Here is a 12,633-nt window from a genome sequence, read left to right as displayed (position 1 = left end):
GCCCGCTCTGCCGAACCGCCCTAGCTCTACGTCCATATGACAACTCCCAACCGAGTTTGCCCATCGTGACGCTACCCGCCCAAAACCTGCTTGCCGAAGAAGCCAGCCCCTATCTGCAGCAGCACAGCGGCAATCCGGTGCACTGGCGGGCCTGGTCGCCGGCTTCGCTCGAAGAGGCAAAGGCACTGGACAGGCCGATCCTGCTCTCGGTCGGCTATGCCGCCTGCCATTGGTGCCATGTCATGGCGCACGAAAGCTTCGAGAACGACGGCGTCGCCGCCGTCATGAACCGTCTGTTCGTCAATATCAAGGTCGACCGCGAGGAGCGGCCGGACATCGACCAGATCTACATGGCCGCACTCTCCTCGATGGGCGAGCAAGGCGGCTGGCCGCTGACCATGTTCCTGACCCCGGACGGCAAGCCATTCTGGGGCGGTACCTATTTCCCGCGCGAGCCGCGCTATGGCCGCTCCGGTTTCATCCAGGTGATGGAGGCTGTGGACAAGGCGTGGCGGGAGAAGAGGGCAAGCCTGAACCAGAGCGCCGACGGCCTGACGTCCCATGTCGAGGCGCGCCTCGCCGGTTCGCATGCGAGAACAGCGCTCGACCGCGCGACGCTGGCGGAGCTTGCAAAGGGCATAGACGGCATGGTCGACCAAGATCTCGGCGGCCTTCGCGGCGCGCCGAAGTTTCCCAATGCGCCCTTCATGCAAACCCTCTGGCTGTCCTGGCTGCGCGACGGCAACGCCGGCCATCGCGACGACGTCCTGCTCAGCCTCGAACGGATGCTGAGCGGCGGCATCTACGATCATATCGGCGGCGGGCTCAGCCGCTATTCGACCGATGCCGAATGGCTGGTGCCGCATTTCGAAAAAATGCTCTACGACAACGCCCAGCTGATCCGCCTCTGCAATTGGGCCTACGCGGCGAGCGGTAATGAATTGTTCCGGCCGCGAATCGAAGAGACGGTTGACTGGCTGTTGCGCGAAATGCGCGTTGCGGGCGGCGCCTTTGCCGCCAGTCTCGACGCCGACAGCGATGGCGAGGAAGGGCTGTTCTACACCTGGAGCAGGGACGAGGTAGAAGCCGCTCTCGGTGGCGATTCCGCCTTGTTTTTCAAACACTTCACCCTGTCGAGCCCGCACGGATGGGAAGGCAAGCCAATCGTCCACCAAACCCGCCCCCAGCAGACGCAAAGTGTGATAGATCGGGAAGACCTCAGCCCGCTCAAGGCGAAACTTCTCGCCGTCCGGGAAGAGCGGGTCAGGCCCGGCCTCGACGCAAAGACGCTCACCGACTGGAACGGCCTGATGATTGCAGCGCTTGCCGAGGCCGGCCGGTCGCTGGCGCGGCCTGACTGGATCGACGCGGCGGCAAAAGCCTTTGCCCATATCAGCGCCGCCGCCCGCGAGGACCGCTTGCAGCATTCGATGCTCGGCGCTAGGAAATTGTTCCCTGCTCTGTCGAGCGACTACGCCGCCATGACCAACGCAGCGATCTCGCTGTTCGAAGCATCCGGCGATTGGAGCTATGTCGACCAAGCCAGCCAGTTCATCGGGCAGCTCGATCGTTGGCACGCCGACACCGAGAGGACAGGCTACTACCTGACCGCCTCGGACAGCGCCGACGTGCCGATCCGCATCAGGGGCGATGTCGACGAGGCCATTCCTTCAGCGACGGGCCAGATCATCGAAGCGCTGGTACGCCTCGCCTCCGCCACCGGCGATCTTGCGCTGCAAGAAAGAGCTTGGGAAGTCGCCGAACACGCGGCCGGCCGCGCGGCACAGCAGGCTTATGGCCAGGCCGGTATCGTCAACGCCTGCGCGCTGGCCATTGAGCCGATCAAGCTGGTCATCGTGGATGAACCGGACGATCCGAAGCTCGTTCCGGTCGCGAATCGAAACCCGGACCTGCGTCGCGTCGACATTGTCGTGCCGATCGGTACGGCAGCGAATCGATCCTTGCTGCCCGGCGGAATCCTGCCGCCGTCCGACAGAGCGGGTGCGTGGTTGTGTACGGGGCAGGTTTGCCTGCCGGTGGTTGCGGATGCTGGAGAGCTCGAGCAGTTGTTGCGACGGCGATAGGCGAGGCGCCACATACGGGCGACTGCCTCAGGTCTACTTCGCCATATGTTTCAAGCGCCGGTGCCGCCCCTCACCTGCCTGCCGGCATCCTCTCCCCGTATAGGGACGGGGAGAGGGACGCTGTGATCGACGGTTTCGCAAATAGCCTGCGTGGCAAGGAAAGTGCCGGCGTCGCGGCCAGCTTCTTTCTCCCCGTCACTATACGGGGAGAAATGCCCGGCAGGGCAATGAGGGGCGGCACCGACGTTTGCGATAAGTCGCGAAGGCAGTGCAGAGGTTGACGAGGGCAGGTCCGCCCTCGAATCCACCGCTTACGTGTTCATCGAATCGAAGAAATCCGCGTTGGTCTTGGTCTGCTTGAGCTTGTCGATCAGGAACTCGATCGCATCGGTGGTTCCCATCGGCGCCAGGATGCGGCGCAGCACGAAGATCTTCTGCAGATCCTGCTTGGAAACCAGCAGGTCTTCCTTGCGGGTGCCCGACTTCAATATGTCCATGGCCGGGTAGATGCGCTTGTCGGCCACCTTGCGGTCGAGCTGGATTTCGCAGTTGCCGGTGCCCTTGAACTCTTCGAAGATGACTTCGTCCATGCGGCTGCCGGTATCGATCAGCGCGGTGGCGATGATGGTCAGCGAACCGCCTTCCTCGATGTTTCTGGCGGCACCGAAGAAGCGCTTCGGCCGCTGCAGCGCGTTGGCGTCGACACCGCCGGTCAGCACCTTGCCGGATGACGGCACCACGGTGTTGTAGGCGCGGCCGAGGCGGGTGATGGAATCGAGCAGGATGACGACGTCGCGGCCATGTTCGACAAGGCGCTTGGCCTTCTCGATGACCATTTCGGCGACCTGCACGTGGCGAACGGCCGGCTCGTCGAAAGTCGAGGAGATCACCTCGCCCTTCACCGAGCGCTGCATGTCGGTCACTTCTTCCGGCCGCTCGTCGATCAGAAGCACGATCAGATAGCATTCCGGATGGTTGGCGGTGATCGAGTGGGCGATGTTCTGCATCAGAACCGTCTTGCCGGTGCGCGGCTGCGCGTTGATCAGCGCGCGCTGGCCCTTGCCGATCGGCGCGACCAGGTCGATCACGCGCGCCGAGATATCCTTGGTGGTCGGATTGTCGATCTCCATCTTCAGCCGCTTGGTCGGATAGAGCGGCGTCAGATTATCGAAGTGGATCTTGTGACGGATCTTCTCGGGATCGTCGAAATTGATGGTGTTGACCTTGAGCAGGGCGAAATAGCGCTCGCCCTCTTTCGGACTGCGGATCGGCCCTTCGACCGTATCGCCGGTCTTCAGCGAAAAGCGCCGGATCTGCGACGGCGAAATGTAGATGTCGTCGGGACCTGGCAGATAATTGGCGTTGGCTGAGCGCAGGAAGCCAAAACCGTCCTGCAGCACCTCGACCACGCCATCGCCGATGATCTCGATCTCCTGGGCGGCCAGTTTCTTCAGGATCGCGAACATCAGCTCCTGCTTGCGCATGACGCTGGCGTTCTCGACCTCGAGCGATTCGGCATAAGCGATCAGCTCTGGCGGTTTCTTGTTCTTGAACTCGGCGAGTTTCATTTCTTGCATAGACGGACCTTGAATAGATGGAGTCTGGGTAAGCTTTGGGAAAATATCGGCGGGATGCGACAAATGCCGGGCGCGGCCGAAATATTGAAGGGCGGCGCATGACGGGAAGGAAGACCCGTCTTTTATCGTCGGTCTGGTGAAAGAGCAAGCTGAGTTTTGCGAGCTAGAAAGCCTTAGAACGGCTTGACGACAACCAGGATGACGATTGCGATCATCAGCAATGTGGGGATCTCGTTGACGATTCGCCAGTGCTTGGCGGGCTTCTCGTTGCGGTCCTCGGCGAATTCGCGCACCGCGCCGGCCAGATAGCCATGGACGGCGGACAATAAAAGCACCGCCCCGATCTTGGCGTGCAGCCAGCCGCCCTGGAAACCAAAGCCTTTCCAGGCGAGCCACAGGCCGAACACCCAGGTGACGATCATCGCCGGATTGATGATGCCGCGCAGCAGGCGCCGCTCCATCACCTTGAAGGTCTCCGACTGCACCGAGCCCTTCTCGGCATCGGCGTGGTAGACCAGCAGCCGCGGCAGATAGAGCATGCCGGCCATCCACGAGATGACGGCGAGGATATGGATCGCCTTGGCCCACGGATAAAAACTATCGGGTGCCGCGAAATACAAAAGCGCGGTGAGCAGGGCCAGCACGGCGATACCTGACATCATGCGCATCATCGCCTGACCGGTGCTGTTCGCGTTTTTCATCTCGGCCATCAGCGTGTCGCGCTCCGCACTTGTCTCACCATTGCTTCGACATGGGCGATCGGCGTCTCCGGCGTGATGCCGTGACCGAGATTGAAAATCAACGGCCCCTCTCCCAGCGCTTTCAGGATCGCTTCGACGCCGTCGGACAGCGCCTTGCCGCCAGCCACGAGGCGCAAGGGATCGAGGTTCCCCTGAACCGCGCCTAAGCGCTGCAAATCCCTCGCCGCCTCCAAGGGCACCGTCCAGTCGATCCCCAGACCCGTTACGCCGGTCCTCTGGCGATAGGTCTGGTAGCGGGCGCCGGCGCCCTTGGGAAAACCGATGATCGGAACATCGGGATGAACAGCTCGAACCTGCCTGACGATCTCCGCCACCGGCTGCACACAGAACAGGTCGAAGGACGCGTCATCGAGCACGCCGGACCAGGAATCGAAAATCTGCACCACATCCGCACCCGCCTCGATCTGGCGGATGAGATAGGCGGCCGAATGATCGGCAAGCACTTTCAGCAAGTGCTGGAATACCGCCGGTTCACGATAGGCGAACAACCGCGCCGGCGCCTGGTCGGGCGTGCCATGGCCAGCGATCATATAGGTCGCCACCGTCCACGGCGCACCGCAGAAGCCGATCAGGGTCGTCTCGTCGGGCAGTTTGGCCCGCAGCCGGCGAACCGTCTCGTAGACCGGTTCGAGATTCACGTGAAACACCTTGCTTTCCAGAGCCGCAATCTCCGGCGCCGTGATCGGCGTCAGCAGCGGCCCTCGCCCCTCTTCGAAGCGGACGTCGCGGCCAAGCGCGTGCGGAACGACGAGGATGTCCGAGAACAGGATCGATGCATCGAAACCAAAACGCTCGATCGGCTGCAAGGTCACCTCGACGGCAAGGTCGGGATCATAGCAGAGATCGAGAAACGATCCGGCGCGTCTGCGTGTCTCCCGATACTCAGGCAGATAGCGCCCGGCCTGACGCATCATCCAGAGCGGAGGCGGAAAGTGAGCCTTGCCCTTCAGCACGTCCAGCATGATCCGGTTCTGGGGCATCGAGCGCTCGCTTCTCCCAGCCTCTTCTATAATCAAAGATTCTTATATCTAAGATTCTTCTGATTCTAAGAGTCTGTTGGTTCTGGTGGTTGTCACCTGTCCCGCTTTGCTCCGGAAAAAACCAGCGAACATATTGTCGCGCGCTTCTTTTGCCTGAATGTAGGGTTCTGGGGACGAACAGGAATCCGCCACTGGAGTCAAAGCATTACGAGACGCGGGGCAAAGCCCGCCCTGTGGACGGGCGAGAAGCAAGAGAAGCCGTCCCCAGACTTGTCCCCAGCCGCCCGACGAAGCTGACAGGGCAACGAATTGTGGACAAACCACCTTCTGATACAGTCACCTCCCATCGGCCCGTCTTTTCATCCCGCTTTATCCACAGAAGCCCACAGCCTCAGGTGACCCCCTGTGAACAAACCCCAAAGCTTCTTCCATCTGCACCTGATTTCCGACGCGACCGGCGAAACGCTGCTCGCCGCCGGCCGGGCGGCTTCGGCGCAATACAAGGATGCGCGCGCCATCGAGCACATCTACCCGCTCATCCGCACCGAAAAGCAGGTGGCAAAAGTGTTCGAGGACATCGAGGAGGAGCCAGGCATCATCCTCTACACGGTCGTCGACCAGAAGCTGGCGCGCGGCATCGACGAGCGCTGCGCGACGATGGGTCTGCCCTGTGTGTCGGTGCTGGAGCCGGTGCTGACCGTGTTCCAGTCCTATCTCGGCACGCCGGCCGGCCGCCGCGTCGGCGCCCAGCATGTTCTCGACGCCGAATATTTCCGCCGCATCGACGCACTCAATTTCACCATGGACCATGATGACGGTCAGCTGCCGATCAACATGGACGATGCCGATGTCGTGCTGATCGGCATCTCGCGCACCTCGAAGACGCCGACCAGCATCTATCTCGCCAACCGCGGCATCAAGACCGCCAACATTCCGATCGTGCTCGGCGTGCCGGTGCCGGAAAGCCTGGTCAACGCCAGCAAGCCGCTCATCGTCGGGCTGATCGCCACCGCCGAGCGCATCTCGCATGTCAGGCAAAACCGCCTCCTCGGCAACAGCAGTTCTTATGAGGCATCGGACTATGTCGACCGCGCCGCCATCAGCGAAGAGCTCGCTTATGCCCGCAAGATCTGCACGCGCCACGGCTGGCCGATGATCGACGTCAGCCGCCGCTCGATCGAGGAAACGGCGGCTGCCATCGTTGCCCTGAGAGGGAAGTCGCGCTAGGGCAGGTAAGATAAGTGAGCACCAACACCCCTCATCCGACCTCGCTTCGCGAGGCCACCTTCTCCCACAAGGGGAGAAGGAAGGACGTGGCGCCGTCGTCTCCGCAAGATACCGCCAGTTGGCGATCTGCAGCAGCGTACGCGCGGGACTTCCCTTCTCCCCTTGTGGGAGAAGGTGGCCGAGCGAAGCTCGGTCGGATGAGGGGTGCGTGACGGAACGCCAACCTGGGTGAATCAGCATGACCGAGAAAATCATCCTCGCTTCCGGCAGCCCGTTCCGCAAGGCGATGCTCGTCGATGCCGGCGTCGATGTCGAGGCGGTTCCGGCCGATGTCGACGAGCGGGCGCTCGAGGCGCCCTTGCAGGACAGCGGTGTCTCGCCCGAGGATGTCGCCCTGGTGCTGGCCGAGGCCAAGGCCACCGAAGTCAGCGAGCGCAGGCCGGGCGCCCTGGTGCTCGGCTGCGACCAGACGCTGTCGCTCGGCGACGAGGTGTTCCACAAGCCGGCCGATAGGGAAGGCGCGCGCCGTCATCTGCTGGCGCTGTCGGGCAAGACCCATCAACTCAACAGCGCTGCCGTGCTGGTCCGCGACGGCGCGGTGCTGTGGCGGCATGTCGGCATCGCTTCGATGACCATGCGCAAGCTCGACCCGGCCTTCATCGGCCGCCATCTCGCCCGCGTCGGTGCCAAGGCGCTCGGAAGCGTCGGCGCCTACCAGATCGAAGGCGAAGGCGTTCAGCTCTTCGACAAAATCGAGGGCGACCATTTCACCATTGTCGGCCTGCCGCTGCTGCCGCTGCTGGCCGAACTGCGCACGCTCGGAGCGATCGATGGCTGAGGCGTCGAAAAAGGCCTTCGTCACCGGCCACCCGGTCAAGCATTCGCGCTCGCCGAAGATCCACGGCTATTGGCTGGCCAGGCATGGCATCGACGGCAGCTACCAGGCCATCGATATCGCGCCGGAAAACTTTGCCGAGTTCGTGAAGACGCTGCAGGCGAACGGCTATAGCGGCGGCAACGTCACCATCCCGCACAAGGAGGCGGCCTTCGCGATGGCCGAACGCCGCGACCAGGCGGCGCAAGAGATCGGCGCCGTCAACACGCTGTGGTTCGAGGACGGCGCCTTGTGGGGCGGCAACACCGACGCGCACGGCTTCGCCGCCAATCTCGACGATCATGCGCCGGGCTGGGCGAGCAACGGCCCGGCGGTCGTGCTCGGCGCCGGCGGCGCATCGCGCGCCGTCGTCCATGCGCTGAAGGAGTGCGGCGTCGCCGACATCCGCATCGTCAACCGGACACTCGCCCGGGCTATGGAATTGCGCGATCGTTTCGGCGCCGGCGTCTCGGCGCATGGCATGGCGGCGACCGGCGAATTGCTTGGCGATGCCGGCCTGCTGATAAACACCACGGCGCTCGGCATGCACGGCAATGAAGGCCTGCCGGCCGATCCCGCTATGTTGCCGGACCACGCCATCGTCACCGATATCGTCTACGTGCCGCTGGAGACGCCGCTGCTTGCGGCGGCCCGCGCGAGAAACCTGAAGACGGTCGACGGCCTCGGCATGCTGCTGCATCAGGCGGTGCCCGGCTTCGAGCGCTGGTTCGGCGTCAGGCCGCAAGTCACGGCTGAACTGCGCGCGATCGTCGTTGCCGATCTGGTGCCGAAGCCATGATCGTCCTCGGCCTCACCGGCTCGATCGGCATGGGCAAGTCGACCACGGCGAAGATGTTCGCCGAGGCCGGCGTGCCGGTTCACGATTCCGACGAGACGGTGCATCGCCTCTATGCCGGCAAGGCCGCGCCCCTGGTCGAGGCGGCCTTTCCCGGCACAACATCCGCCGGCGTGGTCGACCGTGCAAAACTTGGCCAGCGCGTGCTCGGCGACGCCGCCGCGCTGAAGCGGCTGGAAGCGATCATTCATCCGCTGGTGCGCGCCGATGCCGATGCCTTCCTGGCGCTTCATCGTGCCGCCGGCGCGCCGATCGCCGTCCTCGACATTCCGCTGCTGTTCGAAACCGGCGGCCGCGACCGCGTCGACAAGGTCGTCGTCGTCACCGCGCCGGCCGAAATCCAGCGCGAACGCGTGCTGGCGCGGCCCGGCATGACGGAGGAGAAACTGGCGTCGATCCTGGCCAAGCAGGTGCCGGATGCGGAAAAGCGCCGTCAGGCCGATTTCATCGTCGATACCGGCCAGGGATTCGACGCCGCGCGAGCTGAGGTGAATGCGATCATCAGGCAACTGACAGGGGTCGGCCAGACAGGCCACTGAAACTTGCTGATGTCGGCGCCGCCCCTCATCTGCCTGCCGGCATCTTCTCCCCGTATAGTGACGGGGAGAAGGACGCCTTCGCGAAGGATTTCGCCAATCTCCAACGTTGCGGAAAAGGTGCCAAGGTTGCGGCCAGCCCACTTCCCCCCGTCACTATACGGGGAGAAGTGCCCGGCAGGGCGATGAGGGGCGGCACAAACCTGAAGTGATTATTGTGACCAGCGCGGTTTCCCATTGCCATTTTGTTCCGGTCTCACGATTCTGCTCCCCAGGAGCAACTGATTCGATGCGTGAGATCATCTTCGACACGGAAACCACCGGCCTCGATTCGCGCGACGACCGCGTGATCGAGCTGGGCGCCGTCGAGCTGGTCAACCGCTTTCCGACCGGAAAGACCTTCCACCACTACATCAATCCTCAAGGACGCGCGATCCACGCCGAGGCGCAGGCCGTGCACGGCATCAGCGCGGCGGACCTCGCGGGCAAGCCGACCTTCGCCGAAATTGCGCGGGAATGGCTGGACTTCACCGAGGGCGCCAAGCTGGTCGCCCACAACGCCACCTTCGACGTCGGCTTCCTCAATGTCGAATTCGGTCGTCTCGGTCATCCCCTCATCGACAACGGTCTTGTCGTCGACACGCTGGCACTGGCGCGCCGCAAGCACCCGATGGGTCCCAATTCGCTCGACGCGCTCTGCCGGCGCTACGGCATCGACAACACAAGGCGCACCAAGCACGGCGCCCTGCTCGATTCCGAATTGCTGGCCGAGGTCTATATCGAGCTGATCGGCGGCAAGCAGGCAGCCCTCATCCTCGACAGCGCCACCGCGCCGGCGCAAGGCGGCGAGAATGTCCGCCAGATCGAGATTGTGGTAAGCCAGCGCCCGGCATCCTTGCCGCTCCGCCTGACCGAAGCCGAGCGCGCGGCGCACGCCGGCATGGTCGCGACGTTGGGCGAGAAGGCGTTGTGGTTGAAGGTTCTGGGGAATTAGCGACGGTTGGAGGTTGGTTGCAACGAGGTGCCAGCGCCAACCTCGGAGATTGGCCGAAGCCCTCCTCGTCTTCGTCATCCTAGGGCGGAGCAAGGAGCGAAGCGACGCGCGCAGACCCTAGGATCCATGCCGTGACGCAAGCGGCGGATCAAAACGGCCCAAGATCGAGCGCTACCACCCCGTCCCGCGAAACAGCTCGAACCATTCCGGATTGGCCTTTTCGATCAGGTCGATCTTCCATTGACGTGGCCAGCGCTTCAGCGACTTCTCGCGCTGGATGGCATCGGTGATATCGAAAAATTCTTCGTACCAGACCAGCCGCTGCACGCCGTAGCGGCCGGTGAAATGAGAGCCTTGGCCCGACTTGTGCTCCGGCATGCGGCGACCAAGATCGTTGGTAACACCGATATAGATGGTGCCACCCTTCTGGCTCGCAGTCATGTAGACATAGCCGGTCATGGTTTTAGCGTAGCGAGCATAGGCGCGGGGACAAGCGCCATTCTGATCCGTTGCATTCTAAGGCAAACGTCACGGCATGGATCCTAGGGTCTGCGTCGCTTCGCTCCTTGCTCCGCCCTAGGATGACGAAGACGCGAGGACTTCGGCTAACCTCGAAGATTCGCTATCCCACCCCCCTTCAACAAAAAACCCGGCGCGAGGCCGGGCTTTTCACAATCCGTCGCAGGCAGGCCTCAGCTCACCTTGACCTTGGACGCCGCCTGGTCCTCGGCCAGCTTCTGCTGGAACATCTGCGCGAAGTCGATCGGGTCGAGCATCAGCGGCGGGAAGCCGCCATTGCGGGTTGCCTCGGCGATGATCTGGCGGGCGAACGGGAACAAAAGGCGCGGGCATTCGATGAACAGGATCGGCAGCATGTGTTCCTGCGGGAAGCCCGCGACGGCGAACACGCCGCCATAGACCAGCTCGACGTTGAACAGCACTTCCTGGTCGAAGGACGCCTTGGCGTTCAGCGTCAGATTGACGTCGAACTGCTTGTCGGAGAGCGGGTTGGCGTTGACGTTGACGTTGATGGCGATGCCGGGCGCCTTATCGCGGCCGCGCAGCGAATTCGGCGCGCCGGGGCTCTCGAAGGAAAGGTCCTTAACATATTGCGCCAGAACGTTGAGCGACGGCTGCGCCGCGTTTCCGTTTCCATTGGCTGCGCCGACCGGCGCGTCATCTTTGCTGGCCATAAGCCTTGTCCTCTTGCCTGGGCAGCGTCGCTGACCGAATTGAAATCGGGCGTTCGCTACCATGGCGGGGATGACAAGACAAGGTTTGCCGCCTTCTTCTCCGTCCCGGGATGGCGCTAGGCGGCGGCCTCAATCGTCCTTGAGGCGGCGCCAGGGCGAGTTGTGGTCCGGTCCGCGCTTGAAGTCGTCTTCGCGCGAATAATCGCCATCGTCGAGGTCAATAGTCTTGTCGCGCCGCCGGCCGCGGAAGCCACCGGTCGAAAAATTCGTGGCCAGCACGACGCGGCCCTTCAAGGCCCGCCAGGCGAGGTCGCGGACCGGCGGCAGGAACAGCAGCAGGCCGATAATGTCCGTGATGAAACCGGGGATGATCAAAAGGATCGCCGCCAGCACGATCATGGCGCCATGCGCAAGCTGCCCGCTCGGATCGCGGCCGGCGTCCATTTCGGCGCGGATACGCGTCATGACGCCGAAACCCTGATGCCTGAGCAGCAGCGCGCCGGCGATACCAGACGCCAGCACCAGGCCGACCGTCGCCAAAGCGCCGACCTGGCGACCGACGACCACGAAGCCGGCGATTTCCAGCAGCGGAAGTGCCAGGACAAAAAGCGGAAGGAACGAAATGCGCAAGTCTTGGCAACCTTTCGGATCGTTGTGATCGTTTCGATTGTTTCGGCGGCGAGCAATCGCCGCTGGCACTGAGGCCGTCAGATAGGTATGCCTGCCTTTGATTTGAATGATTGCGCCTTGCGTTCTATATGCTTTGAATGTTGAACGCTATGCGACCGCGGCCATTGGGCCCGACGGTCCGGCCACAGGGCAGGGATTGATTGGCGGAAGATATGGGTTTCTTCGACTTCGGCACGATTTTCTTCCTGATTGCGGCGGTGGTCATCTTTTTCCAGCTGCGCAATGTGCTGGGCCGTCGCACCGGCAGCGAACGGCCGCCCTTCGATCCCTATACGGCGGCCCGCGGCGGCGACAAGGATGCCGCCCAGAAATCCGAGAACGTCGTCTCGCTGCCGCGCAAGCGTCTGCCGGGCGAGCCCGCGGCCGACACCTATGCGGCGATCGACGCCTTCGCCAAGCCCGACACCGACCTCAACAAGGGGCTGCGCGCGATCAAGGACAACGACCCTTCCTTCGAGCCGAAGAGTTTCGTCGACGGCGCCAAGATGGCCTATGAGATGATCGTCATGGCCTATGCCGACGGCGACCGCAAAACGCTGAAGAACCTGTTGTCGCGCGAGGTCTTTGACGGCTTTGTCGCGGCAATAGGCGAGCGCGAGGCCAAGGCGGAGAAGATCCAGTCGTCTTTCGTCGGCATCGACAAGGCCGACATCGTCTCGGCCGAGATGAAGGGCGGCGAGGCGCATGTCACGCTTCGCATCATCAGCGAGCTGATTTCGGCGACCCGCGACAAGGCCGGCGCGGTGATCGATGGCGACCCGGAAACCGTGGCCGAGGTCAAGGACGTCTGGACCTTCGCCCGCGACACACGCTCGCGCGATCCCAACTGGAAGCTCGTCGCCACCGAGGAAGAAGACTAGG

Annotated in this window: 13 protein-coding genes; 7 read left to right on the top strand and 6 right to left on the bottom strand. The window is 63.0% G+C overall.

Annotated elements, in window-relative coordinates; genetic code table 11:
* Positions 1-65 precede the first annotated feature (65 nt).
* Complete coding sequence (locus NKH03_RS17135) at positions 66-2,084, top strand: thioredoxin domain-containing protein (protein ID WP_352969421.1); 2,019 nt, start codon at positions 66-68, stop codon at positions 2,082-2,084.
* A gap of 311 nt (positions 2,085-2,395) precedes the next feature.
* Here NKH03_RS17135 and rho read toward each other — a convergent pair whose 3' ends face one another.
* From rho to hemE, 3 genes are all read right to left on the bottom strand, one after another.
* Entirely contained in the window at positions 2,396-3,661 is a 1,266-nt protein-coding gene (gene rho / locus NKH03_RS17130) for a transcription termination factor Rho (RefSeq protein WP_352873654.1), read from the bottom strand.
* A gap of 173 nt (positions 3,662-3,834) precedes the next feature.
* Positions 3,835-4,371 (bottom strand): protoporphyrinogen oxidase HemJ, encoded by a 537-nt coding sequence (hemJ, locus tag NKH03_RS17125; protein WP_352969419.1) that lies wholly within the window; start codon positions 4,369-4,371, stop codon positions 3,835-3,837.
* Positions 4,371-5,402 carry a uroporphyrinogen decarboxylase gene (hemE, locus tag NKH03_RS17120; RefSeq protein WP_352969417.1) on the bottom strand — a complete coding sequence of 344 codons (1,032 nt, stop codon included), beginning with the start codon at positions 5,400-5,402 and terminating at the stop codon, positions 4,371-4,373. Before hemE ends, hemJ begins: the two co-directional genes overlap by 1 nt.
* A 405-nt stretch (positions 5,403-5,807) precedes the next feature.
* On the opposite strand from hemE, the gene NKH03_RS17115 reads away from it, so the two are divergent.
* The 5 genes from NKH03_RS17115 to dnaQ all read left to right on the top strand — a co-directional run bounded on the left by NKH03_RS17115 (position 5,808) and on the right by dnaQ (position 9,889).
* A complete protein-coding gene (locus NKH03_RS17115; RefSeq protein ID WP_352969415.1) occupies positions 5,808-6,629 on the top strand; it encodes a pyruvate, water dikinase regulatory protein in 822 nt (273 codons plus the stop codon).
* Between the two features lie 238 nt (positions 6,630-6,867).
* The gene (locus NKH03_RS17110) at positions 6,868-7,467 is read left to right on the top strand and encodes a Maf-like protein (RefSeq protein ID WP_352969413.1); all 600 of its coding nucleotides are present in this window, start codon (positions 6,868-6,870) and stop codon (positions 7,465-7,467) included.
* Entirely contained in the window at positions 7,460-8,302 is an 843-nt protein-coding gene (locus NKH03_RS17105; RefSeq protein WP_352969412.1) for a shikimate dehydrogenase, read from the top strand. Before NKH03_RS17110 ends, NKH03_RS17105 begins: the two co-directional genes overlap by 8 nt.
* Positions 8,299-8,898, top strand: coding sequence for a dephospho-CoA kinase (gene coaE, locus NKH03_RS17100; protein ID WP_352969410.1), 600 nt, complete (start codon positions 8,299-8,301; stop codon positions 8,896-8,898). Before NKH03_RS17105 ends, coaE begins: the two co-directional genes overlap by 4 nt.
* 286 nt (positions 8,899-9,184) lie before the next feature.
* Positions 9,185-9,889, top strand: coding sequence for a DNA polymerase III subunit epsilon (gene dnaQ / locus NKH03_RS17095; RefSeq protein ID WP_352969408.1), 705 nt, complete (start codon positions 9,185-9,187; stop codon positions 9,887-9,889).
* Positions 9,890-10,060: 171 nt separating this feature from the next.
* Here dnaQ and NKH03_RS17090 read toward each other — a convergent pair whose 3' ends face one another.
* The 3 genes from NKH03_RS17090 to NKH03_RS17080 form a co-directional block, all read right to left on the bottom strand.
* On the bottom strand, positions 10,061-10,348 hold the full coding sequence (locus NKH03_RS17090; RefSeq protein ID WP_352969406.1) for a GIY-YIG nuclease family protein: 288 nt from the start codon (positions 10,346-10,348) through the stop codon (positions 10,061-10,063).
* Positions 10,349-10,581: 233 nt separating this feature from the next.
* Positions 10,582-11,082, bottom strand: a complete 501-nt coding sequence (gene secB, locus NKH03_RS17085; RefSeq protein ID WP_352873639.1) for a protein-export chaperone SecB — start codon at positions 11,080-11,082, stop codon at positions 10,582-10,584.
* Positions 11,083-11,211: 129 nt separating this feature from the next.
* The gene (locus tag NKH03_RS17080; protein ID WP_352873638.1) at positions 11,212-11,712 is read right to left on the bottom strand and encodes an FxsA family protein; all 501 of its coding nucleotides are present in this window, start codon (positions 11,710-11,712) and stop codon (positions 11,212-11,214) included.
* 212 nt (positions 11,713-11,924) lie between these two features.
* Between NKH03_RS17080 and NKH03_RS17075 the strand changes: the two genes are divergently transcribed.
* The gene (locus NKH03_RS17075; protein ID WP_352753887.1) at positions 11,925-12,632 is read left to right on the top strand and encodes a Tim44/TimA family putative adaptor protein; all 708 of its coding nucleotides are present in this window, start codon (positions 11,925-11,927) and stop codon (positions 12,630-12,632) included.
* Position 12,633: the final 1 nt, after the last annotated feature.

The organism is Mesorhizobium sp. M1406 (genome assembly GCF_040317555.1).
Taxonomy (GTDB): Bacteria; Pseudomonadota; Alphaproteobacteria; order Rhizobiales; family Rhizobiaceae; genus Mesorhizobium.
This window is presented reverse-complemented; position numbering and strand designations above follow the sequence as displayed.